19 protein-coding genes and 4 pseudogenes are annotated in these 20,583 nt (G+C 73.0%); 11 read left to right on the forward strand and 12 right to left on the reverse strand.

Translation table 11 applies throughout. The features are described 5' to 3' along the window. Positions 1 to 228: 228 nt before the first annotated feature. A pseudogene (locus GA0074694_RS27130) lies at positions 229 to 827 on the forward strand (D-Ala-D-Ala carboxypeptidase family metallohydrolase). 60 nt (positions 828 to 887) lie between these two features. On the opposite strand, the gene thrS reads toward GA0074694_RS27130, so the two are convergent. Together thrS and GA0074694_RS27140 are read right to left on the reverse strand one after the other, a co-directional pair. Further along, positions 888 to 2,891, reverse strand: coding sequence for a threonine--tRNA ligase (gene thrS / locus GA0074694_RS27135; RefSeq protein ID WP_091462806.1), 2,004 nt, complete (start codon positions 2,889 to 2,891; stop codon positions 888 to 890). Between the two features lie 316 nt (positions 2,892 to 3,207). Next, positions 3,208 to 4,128 carry an ADP-ribosylglycohydrolase family protein gene (locus tag GA0074694_RS27140; RefSeq protein WP_091462807.1) on the reverse strand — a complete coding sequence of 307 codons (921 nt, stop codon included), beginning with the start codon at positions 4,126 to 4,128 and terminating at the stop codon, positions 3,208 to 3,210. A 73-nt stretch (positions 4,129 to 4,201) separates the two neighbouring features. Here GA0074694_RS27140 and GA0074694_RS27145 point away from each other — a divergent pair, with 73 nt between their 5' ends. Both GA0074694_RS27145 and GA0074694_RS27150 read left to right on the forward strand, forming a co-directional pair. After that, entirely contained in the window at positions 4,202 to 4,891 is a 690-nt protein-coding gene (locus GA0074694_RS27145; protein WP_091462808.1) for a response regulator transcription factor, read from the forward strand. Positions 4,892 to 4,911: 20 nt separating this feature from the next. Beyond that, complete coding sequence (locus GA0074694_RS27150; protein WP_091464095.1) at positions 4,912 to 6,315, forward strand: HAMP domain-containing sensor histidine kinase; 1,404 nt, start codon at positions 4,912 to 4,914, stop codon at positions 6,313 to 6,315. Positions 6,316 to 6,554: 239 nt separating this feature from the next. Here GA0074694_RS27150 and GA0074694_RS27155 read toward each other — a convergent pair whose 3' ends face one another. Together GA0074694_RS27155 and GA0074694_RS27160 are read right to left on the reverse strand one after the other, a co-directional pair. Next, a complete protein-coding gene (locus GA0074694_RS27155; protein ID WP_091462809.1) occupies positions 6,555 to 7,580 on the reverse strand; it encodes an adenosine deaminase in 1,026 nt (341 codons plus the stop codon). Continuing rightward, entirely contained in the window at positions 7,577 to 8,371 is a 795-nt protein-coding gene (locus tag GA0074694_RS27160; protein ID WP_091462810.1) for a trans-aconitate 2-methyltransferase, read from the reverse strand. The genes GA0074694_RS27155 and GA0074694_RS27160 overlap by 4 nt, the downstream gene beginning before the upstream one ends. A gap of 150 nt (positions 8,372 to 8,521) precedes the next feature. Between GA0074694_RS27160 and GA0074694_RS27165 the strand changes: the two genes are divergently transcribed. Continuing rightward, the gene (locus GA0074694_RS27165) at positions 8,522 to 8,719 is read left to right on the forward strand and encodes a hypothetical protein (RefSeq protein WP_091464098.1); all 198 of its coding nucleotides are present in this window, start codon (positions 8,522 to 8,524) and stop codon (positions 8,717 to 8,719) included. 129 nt (positions 8,720 to 8,848) lie between these two features. Here GA0074694_RS27165 and GA0074694_RS27170 read toward each other — a convergent pair whose 3' ends face one another. The 7 genes and pseudogenes from GA0074694_RS27170 to GA0074694_RS27200 all read right to left on the reverse strand — a co-directional run bounded on the left by GA0074694_RS27170 (position 8,849) and on the right by GA0074694_RS27200 (position 13,390). Beyond that, a complete protein-coding gene (locus GA0074694_RS27170) occupies positions 8,849 to 9,052 on the reverse strand; it encodes a cold-shock protein (protein ID WP_088962828.1) in 204 nt (67 codons plus the stop codon). Between the two features lie 273 nt (positions 9,053 to 9,325). Continuing rightward, complete coding sequence (locus GA0074694_RS27175) at positions 9,326 to 9,586, reverse strand: DUF4235 domain-containing protein (protein WP_377465363.1); 261 nt, start codon at positions 9,584 to 9,586, stop codon at positions 9,326 to 9,328. Positions 9,587 to 9,854: 268 nt separating this feature from the next. Further along, positions 9,855 to 10,056, reverse strand: a pseudogene (locus GA0074694_RS33385) (DUF3618 domain-containing protein); the annotation flags it as partial. Further along, positions 10,053 to 10,487, reverse strand: coding sequence for a phage holin family protein (locus tag GA0074694_RS27185; protein ID WP_091462813.1), 435 nt, complete (start codon positions 10,485 to 10,487; stop codon positions 10,053 to 10,055). The pseudogene GA0074694_RS33385 and the gene GA0074694_RS27185, both read right to left, overlap by 4 nt. A 357-nt stretch (positions 10,488 to 10,844) precedes the next feature. Next, positions 10,845 to 12,038, reverse strand: a pseudogene (locus tag GA0074694_RS27190) (mechanosensitive ion channel family protein); the annotation flags it as partial. Between the two features lie 79 nt (positions 12,039 to 12,117). Next, positions 12,118 to 12,939 (reverse strand): DUF1206 domain-containing protein, encoded by an 822-nt coding sequence (locus tag GA0074694_RS27195; protein ID WP_091464101.1) that lies wholly within the window; start codon positions 12,937 to 12,939, stop codon positions 12,118 to 12,120. A gap of 82 nt (positions 12,940 to 13,021) precedes the next feature. Then, positions 13,022 to 13,390 carry a hypothetical protein gene (locus tag GA0074694_RS27200; protein ID WP_091462815.1) on the reverse strand — a complete coding sequence of 123 codons (369 nt, stop codon included), beginning with the start codon at positions 13,388 to 13,390 and terminating at the stop codon, positions 13,022 to 13,024. Positions 13,391 to 13,473: 83 nt separating this feature from the next. Here GA0074694_RS27200 and GA0074694_RS34390 point away from each other — a divergent pair. Further along, positions 13,474 to 13,690: pseudogene (locus GA0074694_RS34390) on the forward strand (cysteine desulfurase-like protein); the annotation flags it as partial. Further along, a complete protein-coding gene (locus GA0074694_RS27205) occupies positions 13,687 to 13,983 on the forward strand; it encodes a GNAT family N-acetyltransferase (RefSeq protein ID WP_091462816.1) in 297 nt (98 codons plus the stop codon). The pseudogene GA0074694_RS34390 and the gene GA0074694_RS27205, both read left to right, overlap by 4 nt. 36 nt (positions 13,984 to 14,019) lie before the next feature. Here the strand turns inward: GA0074694_RS27205 and GA0074694_RS27210 are convergent, their stop codons facing one another. Then, positions 14,020 to 15,510 carry a glycoside hydrolase family 3 protein gene (locus tag GA0074694_RS27210; RefSeq protein ID WP_091462817.1) on the reverse strand — a complete coding sequence of 497 codons (1,491 nt, stop codon included), beginning with the start codon at positions 15,508 to 15,510 and terminating at the stop codon, positions 14,020 to 14,022. Positions 15,511 to 15,682: 172 nt separating this feature from the next. On the opposite strand from GA0074694_RS27210, the gene GA0074694_RS33825 reads away from it, so the two are divergent. The 5 genes from GA0074694_RS33825 to GA0074694_RS27235 all read left to right on the forward strand — a co-directional run bounded on the left by GA0074694_RS33825 (position 15,683) and on the right by GA0074694_RS27235 (position 20,541). Beyond that, positions 15,683 to 15,808 (forward strand): hypothetical protein, encoded by a 126-nt coding sequence (locus GA0074694_RS33825; protein WP_269148516.1) that lies wholly within the window; start codon positions 15,683 to 15,685, stop codon positions 15,806 to 15,808. Positions 15,809 to 16,094: 286 nt separating this feature from the next. Beyond that, positions 16,095 to 17,045 (forward strand): TIGR03557 family F420-dependent LLM class oxidoreductase, encoded by a 951-nt coding sequence (locus GA0074694_RS27220; protein WP_091462819.1) that lies wholly within the window; start codon positions 16,095 to 16,097, stop codon positions 17,043 to 17,045. A 107-nt stretch (positions 17,046 to 17,152) separates the two neighbouring features. Then, positions 17,153 to 18,790 carry a RecQ family ATP-dependent DNA helicase gene (locus GA0074694_RS27225; RefSeq protein WP_091462820.1) on the forward strand — a complete coding sequence of 546 codons (1,638 nt, stop codon included), beginning with the start codon at positions 17,153 to 17,155 and terminating at the stop codon, positions 18,788 to 18,790. A gap of 71 nt (positions 18,791 to 18,861) precedes the next feature. Continuing rightward, the gene (locus GA0074694_RS27230) at positions 18,862 to 19,365 is read left to right on the forward strand and encodes a hypothetical protein (protein ID WP_091462821.1); all 504 of its coding nucleotides are present in this window, start codon (positions 18,862 to 18,864) and stop codon (positions 19,363 to 19,365) included. 132 nt (positions 19,366 to 19,497) lie between these two features. Continuing rightward, a complete protein-coding gene (locus GA0074694_RS27235) occupies positions 19,498 to 20,541 on the forward strand; it encodes an AraC-like ligand-binding domain-containing protein (RefSeq protein ID WP_176738134.1) in 1,044 nt (347 codons plus the stop codon). Positions 20,542 to 20,583 lie beyond the last annotated feature (42 nt).

Below are 20,583 nucleotides of genomic sequence, written 5' to 3' on the forward strand. Positions count from 1 at the left end.
TGTTGACGAGCAGGCTGCGGTCGATGAAACTTCCATCCCGATCTATTGCGATGATCGTCGATGGGAGTGTGTGTCGTGAACCGACGTACCACCGTTCTGCGCCGTCTCGGCCATGCCATGGCCGCCTGCGCGCTCGCCGCCGTCACCACCCTGGTGGGCGTCACCGTCACCAGCAGCGCGGCCCAGGCCGACGGCTGCGACACCTGGGGCCGCACGCTCTCCTCCGGTATGACCGGTGAGGACGTCCGCCAGCTCCAGATCCGGATCTCCGGATACGCGGGCTACGGAGCGGTGCTCGCCCTCGACGGATCGTTCGGCCCGGCCACCCGGTCCGCGCTCATCCGCTTCCAGCAGGCGTACGGCCTCGCCGCCGACGGCTACGCCGGCCCGGCGACCCAGTCCCAGCTCTACGCCCTCCAGGACGACGACTGCACCCCGGTCAACTTCACCTACGGCGAGTGGAACCGGTGCAACAGCGACTGGTCCGGCGGCGCGGTCTCGGCGAGCAGCGCGCGGTTCAACGCGCTGGTCTCGATGTGGAAGCTCCAGGCCATGCGGCGTGCCCTGGGCAGCGTGCCGATCTACAACAGCAGCGGATTCCGTAGCTACTCCTGCAACAGCCGGTCGGCGGGGCGTCCAACAGCCGGCACCTGTACGGCGACGGCGTGGACCTGACCGGCTCGCCCTCGTTCTGCCGCCTCGCCCAGCAGGCCCGCTACCACGGCTTCACCAACATCCTCGGCCCCGGCTACCCGGGCCACGACGACCACACCCATCTGGGCAACACCCCGAGCCGCTCCTGGTCGGCCCCCAGCTGCGGGATCTGACCCCGCCACCCGTACGACGAAGGCCCCCGCCACCGGCGGGGGCCTTCCGTACGTTGAGGTTCAGGCGGCCGACGGGCCGGCGTTGGTGCGGGAACGGACCACCTCGGTCACGTGCGCCACCGCCTCCCCGACCGGCACCCCGTTGCGCTGGGAGCCGTCCCGGTAGCGGAAGGAGACGGTGCCGGCGGCCACGTCGTCGTCCCCGGCGATGACCATGAACGGAACCTTCTGCTGCTGGGCGGTCCGGATCTTCTTCTGCATCCGGTCGTCACCCGCGTCCACCTGGGCCCGGATCCCCTCCGCACGCAGCGTTTCGGCGAAGGTACGAAGGTAGCCGGTGTGCTCCTCGCGGATCGGGATGCCGACCACCTGCACCGGGGCCAGCCAGGCCGGGAACGCGCCAGCGTAGTGCTCGGTGAGCACTCCGAAGAACCGCTCGATCGAGCCGAAGAGCGCCCGGTGGATCATCACCGGCTGCTTCCGGGTGCCGTCGGCGGCCTGGTACTCCAGCCCGAACCGGGCCGGCTGGTTGAAGTCGACCTGGATGGTGGACATCTGCCAGGTCCGGCCGATGGCGTCCTTGGCCTGGACGCTGATCTTCGGGCCGTAGAAGGCCGCGCCGCCCGGGTCGGGGACGAGCTCCAGCCCGGAGGAGGCCGCGGCGGTGCGCAGCGCCTCCGTCGCCTCCGCCCAGTCGGCGTCCTCGCCGATGAACTTCGGCGAGTCGTCCCGGGTCGACAGCTCCAGGTAGAAGTCGTCCAGACCGTAGTCGCGCAGCAGGTCGAGCACGAAGGTCAACAGGGTGGTCAGCTCACCGGGCATCTGCTCCCGGGTGCAGTAGATGTGCGAGTCGTCCTGGGTGAGCCCCCGGACCCGGGTCAGGCCGTGCACCACGCCGGACTTCTCGTACCGGTAGACCGTGCCGAACTCGAAGAACCGCAGCGGCAGCTCCCGGTACGACCGCCCGCGCGACCTGAAGATCAGGTTGTGCATCGGGCAGTTCATCGCCTTGAGGTAGTACTCCGCGCCCTCCAACTGCATCGGCGGGAACATGGTGTCCGCGTAGTACGGCAGGTGGCCGGAGGTCTCGAAGAGCTGCGCCTTGGTGATGTGCGGGGTGTTGACGAACTCGTACCCGGCCTGCTCGTGCTTGATCCGGGAGTAGTTCTCCAGCTCGCGGCGGATGATCCCACCCTTGGGGTGGAAGACCGCCAGGCCAGAGCCGATCTCGTCGGGGAAGCTGAACAGGTCGAGGTCCGCGCCGAGCTTGCGGTGGTCGCGCCGGGCGGCCTCCTCCAGCAGCTTCAGGTACGCCTTCAGCTCGTCCCGGGTCGGCCAGGCGGTGCCGTACACCCGCTGGAGCTGCGGGTTCTTCTCCGACCCCCGCCAGTACGCGGCAGCCGAACGCATCAGCTTGAACGCCCCGATCAGCCGGGTGTTCGGCAGGTGCGGGCCCCGGCACAGGTCCGACCAGCAGACCTTCTCCTCGTTCGCGGCGAGGTTGTCGTAGATGGTCAGCTCGCCGCCACCGACCTCCATCACCTCGGAGGAGTCCAGCCCCTCACCCTTGACGTCGATCAACTCCAGCTTGTACGGCTCGTCGGCCAGTTCCGCCTTCGCCTCGTCCAGGCTGTCGAAACGCCGCCGCCGGAACCGCTGCCCGGACTTGACGATCTCCTGCATCCGCTTCTCGAGCTTCGCCAGGTCGTCGGGCTGGAACGGCTTGTCGACGTCGAAGTCGTAGTAGAACCCGTTCTCGATCGGCGGGCCGATGCCGAGCTTCGCCTCTCCGAAGACGTCCTGCACCGCCTGGGCGAGCACGTGCGCGGTCGAGTGGCGCAGCACGTTCAGCCCGTCCGGGGAGTCCAGGCTGACCGGCTCGACCTCGGTGTCCTCGGCCGGGGACCAGTCCAGGTCGCGCAACTGGCCCTGCGGGTCCCGGACCACCACGATCGCCTTCGGCCCGGTCGCGGGCAGTCCGGCCGCCGCCACCGCGTCGGCCGCCGTCGTCCCGGCGGCGACGACGACGGGGTCGGCCACGGCGGGGGTACGGGGTGCGGACACGATGACTCCTCCAGAACGTCACGGAAACGGCCGAGCTACGGCCCTTGCGCCGATGCTATCGGTCGCCCCCGCCCCCACCACCGCCGGGAAAGGAGGGGACCCCTGTTACCGCTTTTTGTCGAGGAAGGGCCCCCTGCAACCACCTGAGCACAGCGGGTGCCGACTGGGCGACGCCCAGTGAGGGTGGCGCGGTCGGAGCGGCGCCGTGGTGAGGGCGGTGCGGTCGGAGCGGTGCCGTGGTGAGGGCGGTGCGGTCGGAGCGGCGCTGCGGTGAGGGCGGTGCGGCCGGTCCCAGCGGCGCGGTGGGGAGGTGTGGTCAGTCGGACCAGTCCGGCAGCGGCTCGCGGGCGGCCAGCCAGTCGGTGGGCACCCCGCCGGGCGTGCCCACCCCGGTGTACGCGGCGACGACGCCCCCGACGATCGCCGCCGTGGTGTCCACGTCGCCCCCGGCCTCGACGCACGCGCGGATCGCCGCCGGGTAGTCGGCCAGGTGCCGGGCGGCCACCCAGACGGTGAAGGGCACCGTGTCCTGCGCGGTGACCCGGGAACCGTTGCCGAGCGCGTCGACCGCCTCGGCCAGCGGCCGGTCCCGCAGGTCGGCCGCCCGGCGGACGCCCCGGCACACCTCGCCGGCCGGGTCGAGGGCTCCGGCGACCCCGGCGAGCAGCCGGGCGGCGTCCGGTCGGTGCCCGTCCAGGCGGCCCCGGGCGGCCAGCGCGGCGGCGACGGCGACCGCCACCGCGCCGGCGATCCCCTCGGGGTGGGCGTGGGTGACCTCGGCGGAGGCCCGGGCGTGGGCGGCGGCCCGTGCGGTGGAGTCAGCGAAGTACGCGCCCAGCGGCGTGACCCGCATCGCCGCCCCGTTGCCGCAGGACCCCTGTCCGTCGAACGCGGCGGCGGCGGCCACCGGCCACGGGGTGCCGGTACGGATCAGCCGCAGGATGGTCACCGCGCCGGGCCCGTACCCCCGGTACGGCTCGGCGCGTTCGGCGAAGGCCAGGGCCAGGGCGTCCCGGTCGATCCGACCGTCGGTGGCCAGGGCATGCACCACCGAGCAGGCCATCTCGGTGTCGTCGGTCCACTGCCAGGGCGGAGCGGGGAGCCGACCGGCGGCCAGCTCGGTCGGGGTGTTGCCGGGGACGAAGTACTGGGAGCCGAGGGCGTCGCCGACGGAGAGCCCCGCGAGGGCGTCCCGGGCGAGCACGAGTCGGGTGTCGGTGAAGATCGTGAAGGACATCGCTGGACCAGCTTGCCCCGCCTGCAGGTATGCCGCAACGCGACCCGCTTGCCCGGGGCAGTACCGTCTTGGCGTGGCCACCGTGCTCCTGGTCGAAGATGACCACGTCGTCCGCGGCGCGATGCTGCGCTCCCTGTCCGACCGGGGTCACGCCGTGCACGCGGTCGGCACGGCGCTGGAGGCGCTGCGCCGGGTCGCGGCGGAGACCCCCGACCTGGTCGTGCTCGACCTGGGTCTGCCCGACCTCGACGGCTCCGACGCGCTGCGGATGCTGCGCGGCATCACCGACATCCCGATCATCATCGCCACCGCCCGCGACGACGAGCAGTCGGTGGTCCGGCTGTTGCGGGCCGGCGCGGACGACTACATGGTCAAGCCGTTCACCGGCGCGCACCTGGACGCCCGGATCACCACGGTGCTGCGTCGGGCCGGACGGGCCAGCCGCAGCATCCAGCCGGTGGTGCACACCGTGGGCGGGCTCCGGGTGGACGTGGGCGAGCGAAGCGCCCACCTCGACGGCGAGCCGCTGGCGCTGACCCGTAAGGAGTTCGACCTGCTGGCCTATCTGGCGGCGCGTCCCGGACGGGTAGTGTCCCGCCGGGAACTCCTGGAGGAAGTATGGCGTCAGCCGTCGGTCGGCGAGGACCAGACCATCGACGTTCATCTGTACTGGCTGCGTCGAAAGATGGGCGAGTCCGCGGCGAAGCCGCGCTACCTGCGCACCGTGCGGGGGGTGGGCTTCCGGCTGGTGGCACCGGACTGAGGGTGGCCCTGGCGTCCCTGGTGGCCGCCGTGGGCACCCTCGTGGCGCTGGCGTTCCTGATTCCGCTCGGCACGACGCTGCAGGACCGCGCCCGGGACGAGGCGCTGGCCGACGCCGCGCGCCGCGCCGCCCTGGTCACCGGCACCCTCGCGGTCAGCACCAGGGCCGAGGACGTCGCCCGTGCGGTGGAGGCCACCGGAGGCGACCCGGACACCCGACCCGTCGTCCACGGGCTCGGCGGCGATCCGGGCGGCCGGGCCGACCAGTCGGACGTCGCGCGGGCCGGCCTGGAACGGCACTCACTCGTCGTCGACGTACCCGGTGGGCTGGCCCGGCTGGACCCGGTGGTCCTCGGCGACCAGGTCGCGGTGGTCGAGGTCTTCGTGCCGGCGTCGGCGGCGTCGGGTGGCGGCACCCGTACCTGGCTGCTGCTCGGCGGGGTGGCGGTGGCCCTGGTGGGCGCCGCGGTGGTCGTGGTCGACCGGTTCGCCGCCCGCACCGCCGACGCGGCCCGCGGCCTGGTCCGGGCGGCGGGCGCGATCGGGGAAGGCGACCTGGCGGTCCGCGTCGAACCCAGCGGCCCGCGCGAGCTGACCGAGGCCGGGTACGCCTTCAACCAGATGGCCGACCGACTGGTCGCCGCCCGCACCGACGAGCGGGAACTGGTGGCCGACCTGTCGCACCGGCTGCGCACCCCGCTGACCGTGCTGCGACTGGACGCCGAGGCGCTAGATTCCGACGACACCAGCGTCGGCACGTTCAGCGAGGACGAACTGGACCGACGTCGGAGCATCCGGCGGATCCGGCAGGCGATCGTCACCCTCGAGGGCGAGGTCGACGTGCTGATCAAGACCACCCGCAAGGCGGTCGCCCAGGAGACCGGACCGGCCGTGTGTGACGTCAGCGAGGTGGTCCGGGACCGGATGGTGTTCTGGTCGGCGCTGGCCGGTGACCAGAACCGCCCGCACCGGGTGACCGGGGCGCAGATGCGCATCCCGGCACCGGTGCCCCGGGCGGAACTGGCCGCCGCGCTCGACGCGGTGATCGGCAACGTCTTCCGCTACACCCCGCAGGGCACCGCTTTCGAGGTGGCGGTCTCCCGCCGGGACGGCTACGTCGCGCTGCGCATCGACGACGCCGGCCCGGGGATCGCCAACCCCGACCGGGCGCTGCGTCGGGGGGCCAGCGACCAGGGCTCCACCGGTCTCGGGCTGGACATCGCCCGGCGGGTCTCGTTGCAGGCCAACGGCTCGGTGAGCATCGACCGGGCCCGGCTGGGCGGGGCCAGCGTGGTGATGCTGCTGGCCGACCCGGAGGCGACGCCCCGGCAGGTCAGCCGGTTCGGGCTGGTCGGCCGGATGGCCCGGGAACGGGAGCCCGGCGGTCGCCGCCGCTGGCCCCGCCCCCGCCCGTCGGACGACTGAGATCCCGGCGGTACGGCGGTTCCGCGAACGATTCGCTTTCGGCCGGTTCAGGTCTTCCTTAGATCCGGCTTAACGAGTCGCCGAACCGGAGCACCGGCTGGCAGGCTCAGGGGCGCGAACCCATCAGTTCCACCGGTCCACGCCCCGGGAGTCCTTTCCCACCGGCCGGTGGAGCCGTACGCGCGACGGGGGCGCGGTCCCCCACACCAGGCCCCCGTCGCGCGTGCCCGACCGACGGCTCAGCCGACCGCCGCAGCGAGGTAGACGTCGATCTCGGCGATGAGCCGCCGCTTCTCGGCCTCGGGCAGGAAGGCCGCGGTCACCGCGTCGCGGGCCAGTCCGGCCACCCCCGCCGCGTCCAGCCCGAGCAGCCGGGCGGCGACGGCGTACTCGTCGTTGAGGGTGGTGCCGAACATCGGCGGGTCGTCGGAGTTGATGGTGACCAGCACCCCGGCCTCGACGAGGCGCCCGAGCGGGTGCGCGTCCAGGCTCGCCACCGCCCGGGTCCGCAGGTTGGAAGTGGGGCAGACCTCCAACGCGATGCGCCGCTGCGCGAGATGGGCGAGAAGTTCCGGGTCCTGCGCGGCGGAGATGCCGTGCCCGATCCGCTCCGCGCCCAGGTCCCGCAGCGCGTCCCAGACGGTCTGCGGCCCGGTGGTCTCCCCGGCGTGCGGGGCGGAGCGCAGCCCGGCCGCCCGGGCCTGGTCGAAGTACGGCTTGAACTGCGGCCGGGGCACGCCGACCTCCGGGCCGCCCAGACCGAACGAGATCAGCCCGTCCGGACGCTGGTCGAGGGCGATCCGCAGGGTCTCCTCGGCAGCCGGCAGCCCGGCCTCGCCCGGGATGTCGAAGCACCAGCGCAGCTCGATGCCGAAGTCCGCCTCGGCCCGCTTGCGGGCGTCCTCGATCGCCTCGCAGAAGGCCGGCGCGGGAATGCCCCGCCGCACGTGCGAGTACGGCGTGATGGTCAACTCCGCGTAGCGGACCTGCTGCCGGGCCAGCTCCCGGGCCACCTCGTGGGTGAGGATCCAGACGTCGGTGTCGTCCCGGACCAGGTCGACGACGCTGAGATAGACCTCGATGAAGTGGGCGAAGTCGCGAAACTCGAAGTAGGCGGCGAGCGCGTCCGGATCGGCCGGCACCGGGCTACGCCCCTCGTGCCGGGCGGCCAGCTCGGCGACGATCCGGGGCGAGGCGGAGCCGACGTGGTGCACGTGCAGCTCCACCTTGGGCAGTCCGGCGATGAACGAGGGCAGGTCGGTCACAGGTTCTCCTCTGCGCGGGCGGGAGTGCGGGCCACGAAGAAGACGCGGCGGAACGGGAAGTACACCTGGCCGTGCCGGACCGGGTACTGCTCGGCGAGCCGCCCACCCAGCGCCACGCGGAACCGGTCCCAGGTGGCGTCGTCGAGGACCGCCCGGATCGGACGCAGGGCCGTCCCCTCCAACCAGGTGAACACGGGATGGTCGGCGTCTGCCGGGGCCGGCAGGAGGTGCACGTAGGTAGTCTCCCAGGCGTCCACCGTGCACCCGGCGTCGGCCATCAGCTCGGCGTACGCGACGGCGTCCCGTACCGGGGCCTCGCGCAGCAGCGGGAGGAGTTCGGCCCGCCACGGCCCCTGGTCGGCCACCGCCCAGAGGGTGCGGTGCGAGGGGGCGTCGTAGTTGGCCGGCACCTGCACCGCCAGCCAGGCACCGGCCGGCAGCTCCCGGGCCCAGCGGGTGAGCAGCCGCTGGTGGCCAGGCACCCACTGGAGCACCGCGCTGGCGAGCAGCACGTCCACGTCCGGACCGGGCCGCCAGTCGTGCAGGTCGCCGACGACGAAGGAGACCGGCGTGTCCTGCCGCCGGGCCCGCTCGATCATCGTCGGGGACGAGTCGACGCCGACGACGCGGCTGGACGGCCACCGGTCGGCGAGGGTCGCGGTGAGGTGCCCGGGACCGCATCCCAGATCGACCACGGCCCGGGGGCGCCGCACCGGAACGCGGGCCGTCAGGTCGTGGAAGGGACGGGACCGCTCGTCGGTGTAGCGCAGGTAGCTGACCGGATCCCACACGGGCGAAACCTCCGAACCGTACGTCTCTCCTGCTGAACCACGCGACCCCACGCGTCCCCCGGGGACCGGGTCACTAGGCTCACCCGAATGGAGCAGCGTACCGCCGGCCGGCCGGTGCCGGCGGTCGTGCCACGGCAGGGAGGGGAGACGGTGAAGGGGTGGCTTCCACTCACACTCGGCCTGTTGGCCGTCGTGGTCGGTACGGTCTGGACAGTGCAGGGGCTGGGTTACGTCAGCGGCAGCGTGATGACCGACCAGCGGATCTGGGCGTGGCTCGGTTCGCTGCTCGTCCTGGCCGGGGCTGCGGCGCTCTGGTTCGGGATGCGCGCCCGACGCCCGCGTCCCTGACCACCACCGGCGGCCCGGCGGGACGGGCCACACATGCGGAAAGCCCCGCGTCCGGGCCGGACACGGGGCTTCACGGGCGGACCCGTCGGCGGGTCAACCGGCTGGCCGGCGGGGGCCGACCGGTGCTGCTCAGATGGGACGGACCTGCTCCGCCTGCGGGCCCTTCTGGCCCTGGGCGATCTCGAACTCGACCCGCTGGTTCTCCTCCAGCGAACGGTAGCCGCTGGACTGGATGGCCGAGAAGTGGACGAACACGTCAGCACCCCCGCCGTCGACGGTGATGAAGCCGAAGCCCTTGTCTGCGTTGAACCACTTCACGGTTCCCTGCGCCATGTGAATCTCCTTCTAAAACTGGCGGCCGAGCACGCCGTGCGGCCGGTTGGCCGTTTTCGAGCAGCGGCGCCGGAGGCGGCCCCCTGAACAGGAGACTTCTCTCCACCACGCCATCTCTCAACAGCGTGGAACAGCAAACCACGTACGCAAAAACTCTGCACAGCCTACCGGACGAAATTCTCCTACATGTGACCTGAAGGACGCCGGGAATCGGGCCGGGTGGACATGCCACGGCCCCCGTCCGGGCGTCGGACGGGGGCCGTGGCATGTCGTTCAGTCCGGCCAGTGGCCGGTCAGTCGACGGACGCCGACCGCCCCACCGCGGTCGACCGCCGCCCGGACCACCGAGAAGATGGCGCCCTGGAGAGCGGCAGCGGCCAGGACCTCGCCCCAGCCGCGATCCTCGTCGGTGGCGCTGGGCGCCTCGCCGTCCCCGGCGGTCATCTTCCACACCTGCCGGAACAGCACCCCGGCGACGGCACCGGCGGCCAGACCGAGGAACACACCCACCGGCTTGTAGGCGGCCCGGTTGATACCCCTGTTCACCTGCGCCTCCCCCGAACGATCAACAGCACCACCACGGTCGCCAGCGCACCGGCCGCGACCGCCGCCCACGGCACCGGGTCGCGGCGCACCATCGTGCCCGTCCCCTGTGCCTGGGCACGCGCCGTCCCGGCCGTCTGCGCGGCCTGTCCACGCACCTTCGCCACGGTCAGGGCCGCCTGGCTCCGGACCTGCCCGGCCTGCTCGCGCACCCGCACCTTCGCCTGCCCGGCCTGCTCGCGCACCCGCACCTTCGCCTGCCCGGCCTGCTCGCGCACCCGCACCTTCGCCTGCCCGGCCTGCTCGCGCACCCGCACCTTCGCCTGCTCGGCCTGCTCGCGCAGCCGCGCCTTGACATCGACCTTGGCGGCGAGCGCCTCCACCGTCTCACCCAGTTCCACCCGGGTCCGCCTGATCTCCTCGCGGAGGGCCTCCGGGTCGCCGGTTCCGTTGCCCGTCATGACCGCCCCCTGTCCCGTACCGCGGCGGTGACCGTGTCGACGTCCGCGCGGACGCTGCGGACCGCCGCCGCCGGAACCGGCGGGACCGCCTGGCTGACCTGCTTCTTGCCGACCAGGGCGAGAATGCCCGCGACCGCGAAGAGCACCACGGCGACGATCAGGGCGGCCAGCCACGCCGGCAGCACCAGCGCCAGCAGCAGGACCACGGCGGTGAGCAGCGCGCCGAGCCCGTACAGGGCGAGCACCCCACCGCCACCGAAGAGGCCGACCCCGATACCGGCGTGCTTGCCCTTCTCGGTCAACTCCGCGCGGGCCAGCGCCAGCTCGTCCCGGACGAGGCGGGAAACCTGCTCCGTGGCACGCTGCACCAGCTCCGCGGTGGACGGCTCGTTGCGGGCCCGGGACGTAGTGGGGTTCGCGACGTCAGCCATGCTGTCCTCCTTTCTTCATCACCGCGCTGTATGCCCTGAGTCGCCAGGGATCAATCCTGCGCGGGGCGACCAGTCGGACCGGATCGCGCCGAGGGCACGTCCCCACAAATCGCCCGGTCAAACCCAAAAGCGGAGCAGAGCGGCGCATGGCGGGTCGGGTGCGGAAGCGCCCGTAGGTGCAACGCCGGTCGGGCGGGTGAGGTCACGTCCGAGCCGGCCGGCGGGCGGGTCCGCACCCGGCGGCGGCGCACCGCCCGCAGGTCAGCGGCGGTGGTTGTCGGCCGGTTCGCCCGCGTCGATCCGCTCGCGACCGTCGACCTCCGGACGGCGGGACGGGCCCGGCTCGGCCCCGCCCCGGCGGTGACCGTCGTCCGGCTCGTCCGGGCCGACGAAGGCCTCGCTACGGGCGTCGCCGTCGTCGCTGCCACCGAAGAGCCGGGCGTCGTCCGGGACGGCGCCGTCCGGGCGGCGGCGGACCGGCCGACGCTGCTGCACCCACTGCCAGGGCAGGTCGCCGGTGGCGTCGCCCAGTTCGGTCCGCACCCGGGGCATGGCGGTCGGACGCTGCTCGCGGACCCAGCCGACCAGGTGCTCGCGGACCAGGCAGCGCAGGTCCCACAGGTTGCCGGCGTTGGCGGCACTGACCAGGGCACGGACCCGGACGTTCCCGCCGGTGGCGTCGGTGACCTGGAGGACGCAGACCCGGCCGTCCCAGAGTTCGGTGTTCTCGACCAGGCGCCGCAGTTCCTCGCGCATGGTCTGCACCGGCACCGCCCAGTCCAGGTCGAACTCCGCGGTGCCGAGCACGGCCGCCTGGGTCCGGGTCCAGTTCTGGAACGGCTTGCTGGTGAAGTACGAGGTGGGCAGGATCAGCCGGCGGTCGTCCCAGATCTGGACCACCACGTAGCTGAGGGTCAGCTCCTCGATCCGGCCCCACTCCCCCTCGACGACGACCACGTCGTCGAGGCGCACCGCGTCGCTGAAGGCCAGTTGCAGGCCGGCGAAGACGTTGCCGAGCAGGCTCTGTGCGGCCAAGGCGGCGACCACGCCGACCACGCCGGCGCTGGTCAGCACGCCGGCGCCGATGCCCCGGACGCTGGGGAAGGTCATCAGCATCACGCCGACGGCGAGCACCACGATCACCGCGATGGTCAGCCGGCGCAGCATCACCACCTGGGTCCGCACCCGACGGGCGTGCCGGTTGTCCGGCACGTCGATCCGGAATCGGGCCAGCGCGACGTCCTCGCAGACCACCAGCAGCGCGGCCACCAGCCAGGCGGTGCTGGCGATCACGCAGAGCACCAGCAGGTGCAGCACCACCCGCCGCCACTGGTCGCCGACCGCGTAGCCGGTGCTGAACCGGATGCCGAACTGGACGGCCAGCACGGTGGTCGCGACCTTCAACGGCCGGTGCGCGTGGTCGGCCAGCTCCCCCATCAGCAGCGAGTTCCGACCGAGCCGCCGGACCAGCCGATGGGTCACCTCGACCGCCAGAAAGGCGATCGTCGCCGCGGCGAACGCGGCGACGACCGTCCAGAGGTAGCTCTGCACTGCTTCTCTCCCTCATGCCGAGCGGTGGATCACATGGCAAAGGCCCCATGCTGCCCGCCGAACGACGAACCGGCCAGGTTCACACCTTCCGGTAGCGGGACTGGACGAAGCAGAACGCGCCGAAGGCGGCGATGCCGAGCGCGACCAGGGCGAGCAGGATGGGACCGTAGGACTGCTCCCGCAGCGTCCGCAGGGCGGCGTCCAGACCGCGGGCCTTTTCCGGGTCGTAGTTGATCGCGGCGACGACGACCAGGATGCCGGCGATAGCGTACGCGGTGCCCTTGGCAACGTAGCCGGCCACCCCCAGGCGACGTGCCAGCTGCCGGGTACGGGCGTCCATCTCGCCGGTCTTCAGGTGCTTCTCGAAGCGCTTGACCAGGCCGTAGATGACCAAGCCGGCGCCGATCGAGGCGAGCACCACGCCGGCCAGGCCGACCAGCCAGCGACCGCCGGAGGAGGTCATCAGCTCGCCGGTGAGCGCCTCCTGCTTGTCGGCGCTGTTGGAGCCGGCGTCGGAGAAGACCTTCCAGGCGGTCCAGGCGAAGTAGAGGTACACGATGGTGCGGCCGGCGGAGGCGAGCCGCTCGACGGCCCGTTCCCCGCCGCGCTCGGCGCGGTGCCCGACGGCGGCTTCGAGCCCCTGCCAGATCGCCATGGCGAGCAGGCCGACCGCGATCGCGACGACGAGGAACTTGCCCATCGGCTGGGCGGCGAGGGTACGCAGGGCCCCGGACTGGTCTCCGTCGTCGGAGGACTTACCGAAGGCGATCTGCAACGCCAACCAGGCGAAGAGGAGGTGGACGATCCCGTAGCCGATGAAGCCGACCCGGGCGAGGGTTTCCAGCCACCGGCTGTTCGCCGTACGGGAGGCGGTGGCCTGGGCACTGTGGGTGAGAGACATGGCGGCAGATTCACCGATCGCCATGATTCTCAAACGTCGGGCACCACCGGACGCCCGGGCCGGTCGCGGAAACCGTCGCCGGTCAGTTGCCCGGGTTGCGCGCGACGCGGATCGTGACGTTGCTGTCGGTGACACTGTCGACCGACACCGTGAAGCCGCCGACCTCGGTGGCCTGCTGCCCGGTGGTCAGGGTGAGCTGCTCGCCGGCAACCTCCACGGTGACCTGGTCGTCCTGGGCCCCGATCAGCTTGGCCTCGATGCCGAGGACATTGGCGCTGGCGTCGACGCCCCGGTCGAAGGTGACGGTGCAGGCGTCCAGTCCACAGTCGGTGGTGGCGTTCTCCGAGCTGCACCCGGCGAGCACGGCGACGCCCAGCACGAGGCCGGCGAACAGACCGGCAGCGCGGCGGGCGGGAGTAAGGGCGGTGGTGGTGGCGCGTCGGTTCGTCACCCCAGCAAGGGTACGCAACACGGTCCAGCCCGGCACGACAAAGATCTTGGCAGGGCCGGGCTGGGCCGGGGTGCCGGTGTGACAAGCTGCTGCCCTCGCCCGACACGGTGCCGGACCGGTTCGAGTACGGCACGCCGAGCTTCCCGCCGCTGGCGGGGCTGACCGCCGTGCGGGCGCACGAGCAGGTGGTCTTCGAGCGGTCCGGACCAGCGTCCACCACTACAACACCGTCGACGAGGTCGACCGTTGCTGGCCGAACTCGACCGGCTGGCCACCGGCGGAGGGAGAATGGCCGGGTGAGCTACCTCGTCGAGGACGACCCGGCCCGCCGCCGCTTCGAGATCCTGGTCGACGACGCGCTGGCCGGGTTCACCGCGTACCGGCCGCGCGGCGCGGACGTGCTGGTCTTCACGCACACCCAGGTCGATCCGGCGTTCCGGGGGAAGGGCGTCGGCGAGGCGCTGATCCGGGGCACGCTGGACGAGGTGCGCCGACGCGGTGCGCGGGTGGTTCCCCGTTGCCCGTTCATGGCCGCCTTCATCGACCGCCACGCCGCGTACGCCGATCTCGTCACCGCCACCGACGAGCCGTGACCGGACGGACCGCCACCGGCGGCGGCCGGGCGGCACCTAGCCCACACCGGTACCGGTGAGGATCTCGGCGGCGGCCCGTGCGCCGGACCGGCTGGCCCCGTGGGTCGCCACGTGCACCCGCCCGGTGACCAGCACGGGCAGGCCCAGTTCGACCACCACCGCGTCCGGGCGGGCGACCAGCGCGCGTTCCACCGCCGCGCGCATCCACCCGTGCCGGTGCAGGTCCCGGACGACCAGCACGAGCGGCCGGTCGCGCGGGCCGGCGGCCGGGTCGGCGGGGACGTCCGCCTCGGCGTACCGGACGGTGGTGGTGCCGGGTAGCAGCTCGGCCAGGGGCGCGCCGACCCCCCACGGGGTCTCCGCGCCGATGGCGATGTTGCGGGGCGGCGCGAACTCCACCACGTGCGCCGGGGCGGTCAGCGGCGTCAACGGCCCCCCGTCGCCGACGGTGACCCGCACCGCCCGGCGCGCGGCGGCCAGCCCGACCCCGTTCGACCCGGCACAACGGGAACGGTCGGCGCGGGCGGCGGTGGTCCAGGCGGCGAGCTGACCGACCCGCTTGGCCGCCTCGGCGAGCCGTTCCTCGGGCAGTTCCCCGTCGACCACGGCGGCCACGATGCCGTCGCGCAGCCGGCGGGCGGTCTCCTCGTCGGCATGGTCACCGCCGACGCAGATCGCGTCCGCTCCGGCCGCGAGGGCCCGAACCGCCACGCCGGTGAGACCGTACGTGTCGGCCACCGCCCGCATCTCGACCGCGTCGGTCACCACGACGCCGTGGAAGCCCAGCTCGTCGCGGAGCAGGTCGGTCAGGACGCGCCGGCTCAGGGTGGCCGGCAGGGTGGGGTCGAGGGCGGGGACCAGCAGGTGCCCGGTCATCACCGCCTGCGCCCCGGCGGCGATCGCGGCCCGGAACGGCACCAGCTCGCCGGTGTCGAGGCGGGCCCGGTCGGCGGTGATCCGGGGCAGGTCGTGATGCGAGTCGACCCGGGTGTCGCCGTGCCCGGGAAAGTGCTTGGCGCAGGCCGCGACCCCGCCGGCCTGGAGGCCGCGCACCCAGGCGGCGGTGTGCCGGGCGACCAGCGCGGGATCGGCGCCGAACGCGCGCACCCCGATCACCGGGTTGTCCGGGTTGGAGTTGACGTCGGCGTCCGGCGCGTAGTTCAGGGTGACCCCGGCCGCGGCCAGCTCCACGCCGAGGTCCCGGGCCACCTCCTCGGTGAGTGCCGGGTCGTCGACCGCCCCGAGGGCGAGGTTGCCCGGACGGGAGCTGCCGGGCCCGGACTCGATCCGGGTCACGTCGCCACCCTCCTCGTCGATGGCGACGATCACGTCCGGCCGTTCCGCGCGCAACGCGGCGGTGAGCGCGGCGACCTGGGCCGGGTCGACGACGTTGCGCGCGAAGAGGACCACCGATCCGAGCCCCTCGCCGAGCCACCGACAGATCCACGGGGGCGGGGTGGTGCCGACGAAGCCGGGTTGCAGGACGGCAGCGGCCAGGCTCGCCAGGTTCCCCATCGGTGCGCTCATGCGGTCCCCGTACCCCCTCGGTGTCCCGGCGGCGGTCTCCCCCGCCGCCTGCGGTGCTGCCATGGTCACACCGGCCGGCCTAATAGTCAATAAACCTTTCTATTACTGAGAGTGGCGGATGGCGCAACCGGTGGCGTGGCACCGTCGACCGCGCCCGTGCGACAGTGCGGAGGTGCATTCCTCGCTGATCACCGCCGCCGACGAGGTCGACTGGTACGACATCCCCGGAGTCCGCCTGCTCGGGCTGGTCGTCGGCGGGCTGCTCCTGATCGCCGCGATCCGCGCCATGTTCCGCTGATCCCGCCGCACCGCACCCCCACCACACCCGCACCACACCGGCACCGCACCGCACCGCACCGCACCGGCCGCGGTAGCAGGGGACCCCTGTTACCGCTTTTTGATGAGCAGGGGCCCCTGCAACCACACACCCCAGCCGACGGGGGCGAAGGCAGGCGGGGGCAGAGGCACTGCCCGGCGCGACGGTGCCAGCCCGCCCCGGCGCGGTGTGACGCGTCACCCCCGGGGTACGGCGAAGGTTGTCCGACCGGAGGGTCCGGCTGCCCGGACGCGGCGAGGGGGAAAAGATGCGGATCGGTTACTTCCTGTCCAGCGAGGAGTTCACGCCGGCCGAACTCCTGGACCAGGCGCGCGGCGCCGAGCAGGCCGGCTTCGAGGCACTGTGGATCTCCGACCACTACCACCCCTGGGTGGACGCCCAGGGGCAGAGTCCGTTCGTCTGGTCGGTGATCGGCGCGCTCAGCCAGGTCTGCCGGCTCCCGGTGACCACTGCGGTGACCTGCCCGACCGTCCGGATCCATCCGGCGGTGCTGGCCCAGGCGGCGGCCACGAGCGCGGTGTTGCACTCGGGGCGGTTCGTCCTCGGTGTCGGCTCGGGCGAGGCCCTCAACGAGCACATCCTCGGCGACTCGTGGCCGGGCACGGACGTCCGCCTGGACATGCTCGAGGAGGCCGTGGCGGTGATGCGCGAACTCTGGGCCGGCGGCTTCGTCAACCACCGGGGCCGGCACTACACGGTGGAGCACGCCCGGATCTACACGCTGCCGGAGACGCCCCCGCCGGTCTACGTCTCCGGCTTCGGCCCGAAGGCCGTCGATCTGGCCGCCCGGATCGGTGACGGCTACGTCAACACCTCCCCCGACGCCGAGCTGGTCCGACGGTTCCGCGACGGCGGGGGCGGCGACAAGCCGTGCCAGGCCGGCTTCAAGGCCGCGTACGCCGACAGCGTCGACGAGGGCGCACGGATCGCGTACGAGCGCTGGCCGAACGCCGGGGTGCCGGGCGAGCTGTCCCAGGTGCTCCCCTCGCCACGCCACTTCGAGCAGGCCGCCCAGTTGGTCAGCCCGGACATGGTGCGGGAGGCGTTCGTCTGCGGCCGGGACGCCGACGCGCACCTGGCGAAGATCGACCAGTACGCCAAGGCCGGCTTCGACGAGATCTACGTGGCCAACACCGGCCCGCACTGGCAGGGGCTGTTCGACCTGTACCAGCGCGAGGTCCTGCCCCGGCTGCGGTGAGTCGGTCCGGTCCGCCGCCGGGGCACCGGCCAGCGGAAACGTCCTGTCGTCGGCCGGGGCCGCGCACCGGTTTCGCCTCCGGCCGGCCCGGGTACCACCGGCCACCGATGACACGATCCCGCGACACCACCGCCCTGCGCCGCGCCGCGCGTGACCTGTTCGGCTGGGACGAGCTGCGCCCCAACCAGCTCGCCGCCATGCGGGCGGTGATGCAACGTCGCGACGCACTGGTGGTCCTGCCCACCGGCGCGGGTAAGTCCGCCGTCTACCAGATCCCGGCGAGCCTCATCCCCGGCTGCACGGTGGTGATCTCCCCGCTGCTCGCCCTCCAGCAGGACCAGATCGCCGCCCTGCACGAGCGGCGTCGCCCCGAGCTGCGGGCGGTGCGGATCAGCTCCGCCGAGACCCCGGCCCAGCAGGCCGAGGCGCTCGCCGACATCCGCGAGGGGCGGGCGGAGTTCCTCTTCATCACCCCGGAACAGCTCAGCGACCCGACCCGGATGGCGGAGGTCCGGGCGCTGGAGCCGGCGCTGGTGGCGATCGACGAGGCGCACTGCATCTCCGCCTGGGGACACGACTTCCGCCCCGACTACCTCGCCCTGGGGCACCTGATCGAGGGCATCGGCCGGCCGCCGGTGGTGGCGCTCACCGCGACCGCGTCACCACCGGTGCGCGACGACATCGTCGCCCGGCTGCACCTGCGCGACCCGGAACTGGTGCTGTCCGGGCTGGACCGGCCGAACCTCTTCCTGGAGGTCGCGCACTGCCCCACCGAGGACTACCGCTGGCGACGGCTGGTCACGCTGCTGCGCGGGGACGAGCGGCCGGGCATCATCTACACCCCGACCCGGCGGGCGGCGGAGGAGCTGGCCGGACGGCTCACCGACGCCGGCTTCCCGGCGCAGTACTACCACGGCGGTATGCCGGCCGGGGCCCGCGACGAACTGCACCGGGCCTTCCTCGCCGACCATGTGCCGATCATGGTGGCGACGTCGGCGTTCGGCATGGGCATCGACAAGCCGAACATCGCCTGGGTGGTGCACATGGCGCTGCCGGACTCGCCGGACAGCTACTTCCAGGAGATCGGCCGGGCCGGGCGGGACGGGCAGCCGGCCCGGGTGCTGCTGCTGTGGCAGGCCGAGGACGTCGGCCTGCAACGCTACTTCAGCGGCGGCCTGCCGGACGAGCGGCAACTGCACGAGCTGGCCGCGCTGCTGCGCGCCAAGCCGGCCAACCGTAAGCAGCTGCGGGACCTGACCGGTCTCGGGCCCCGCAAGCTCGGCCAGTACCTCTCCCTGCTGGAGCAGGTCGGGGCCGCCGGGCCACGGGGCCGGCAGCGGATCGGCGCCCCCCGCTACGCCCCGGCGCCGGTGGAGGCCGCGCGGGCGGCGCTGGCCGAGGCGGAACGGCAGCAGACCGTCACCCGGTCCCGGACCGACATGATGCGGGCCTTCGCCGAGACCACCGGCTGCCGGGGGCAGACGCTGCTGGCGTACTTCGGGGAGCAGATGACCGAGGTCTGCGGGCACTGCGACAACTGCCACGCCGGCACCAGCGTCGCCACGACCGGGGAGGCCGGCCAGCCGCCGTTCCCGGTGCACAGCCAGGTCCGCCACCCGGAGTGGGGTTCCGGCATGGTGCTCGGTTACGAGGAGGACCGGATGACGGTTCTCTTCGACGACGTCGGGTACAAGACGCTGTCCGTGCCCGTGGTGAGTGGGCAGGCGTTGCTGACCCTGGTCTAGCCTGTTTTCGCCCCCGCCGCCCACGCGGCACGGGGCCGTCGAGGTGAGTGCACAGCGAGAGGGGCGTTGCCGTGATCGAACAGCCGGCGTACACCGGGTTCGGGTTCTCCGACGAGGAGTGGGGGCTGCTGGTCGGCCTTCCCCAGTCGGTCCTGACCGCGGCGAGCGCGGCGGAGTCCGACGGCAGCCGGCGCACCCGGGCGGAGACCGCCGCCGGCCTGGAGACCATCGCGTCCGGCCGGGAGTCGGCGATTCCGCTGGTCGCCGCCGTGGCCGGGGAGATCGTCTCGCGGGTGGGCGACCCGGAGGCCGGCGAGGAACTGCCGGTGATCGCGCCGTCCGACCCGCAGGCCCTGATCGACGACGTGCTGGTCCGGGCCCGGCAGGCCGCCGCGCTGCTCGCCGCCAGGGTGGACGAGGGCCAGGCCGGGGCGTACCGGCACTGGCTGGTGGAGATCGCCGACCAGGTGGTGACGGCGGCCTCGACGGGCGGGATCCTCGGCCTCGGCGGGGACGTGGTCAGCGACTCGGAGCGCCGGTTCCGGGACCGCCTGGCGCAGGTGCTCAACGACTGACCCGGCGCCGGCCGTCCCGCCCCCACGGCCGGGACGGCCGACCGCGACCGCACGGTGACTATGAGCACACGTCACGTCCCGGGTGTCGGTTCCCTTGTCGAGAATGGGCAAGGTGATCGACGAAGGGGGACGATGCTGCCGACGGAATCCGTGGACACCGCGCGTCTGCCACCCGCCGACCGGTGGCCGTACTGGCTGGAGGTCACCGGCCGGGCCGCCGCACCGATCGCGATGAGCAGCGAACACGCCGCCGAGTTCCGGGGCAGCGCCCGCCTGGTCGATCTCGGCGGCGTCTCGCTGACCCGGTTCCGCTACCAGTCGCTGTCCGGGCGGCGCACCCCGAGACTCATCCGGCAGGCCGATCCCGGCATCTACCAGCTCGCCCTGACCCTCGCCGGATCCAGCGGGATCAGCGCCCGCCGCCAGCACACCGCCGTGGGGCGCGGCGCATTCACCCTCATCGACTACGGCCGACCGTACGAGCTCGTGCACACCGCGGACGGAGCCCGCCGCGAAGCGGGCGCGCTGACCGTGGTGATCCCCAGGGCGCTGCTGCCGATCCCCCCGGCCAGGCTGGACCGGCTCACCGCCGGCCGCCTCAGCGGATCGGAGGGAATGGGCGCGCTGGTCGCCCAGCACCTCGACCGGCTCATCCGGCACCCGGAGCAGTTCACCGCCGCGGAGGCCCCCCGGCTGGCCGGCATCACCGTCGACCTGGTCGCCGCGATGCTGGCCGGGCATCTCGACGCCGACAACGCGCTCCCGGTCGACGTGCGACAGCAGGCGATGCTCACCCGGGTGCTCGCCTTCATCGACCGCCACCTCGGCGACGCGACGCTCACCCCGCAGGTCGTCGCCGACGCCCACCACATCTCCGTCCGGACCCTGCACCGGCTCTTCGCCGACGAGCCGGAGACGGTCGCCCAGGTGATCCGCCGTCGTCGGCTCGAACGCTGCCGGCGGGACCTGGCCGACCCGCGCCTGCGCGGCCGGGCCGTCCAGGCGATCGGCTGGCGGTGGGGGTTCACCGACAAGGCCCACTTCAGCCGGGCGTTCCGGGCGGCGTACGGGATGAGCCCCCAGTCCTACCGGGAGGCCGAGGAGTTGGCACGGACGGTCAACCCGGTGACACCGCAGGACAACGACCCACCGGCATACTGGCCACTGACCGGCTGACCGCCGGTCCGGTGACCGGCTGCGAGGAGTGTGCCGCGCGGG

This window comes from Micromonospora inyonensis (assembly GCF_900091415.1).
Lineage (GTDB): Bacteria > Actinomycetota > Actinomycetes > Mycobacteriales > Micromonosporaceae > Micromonospora > Micromonospora inyonensis.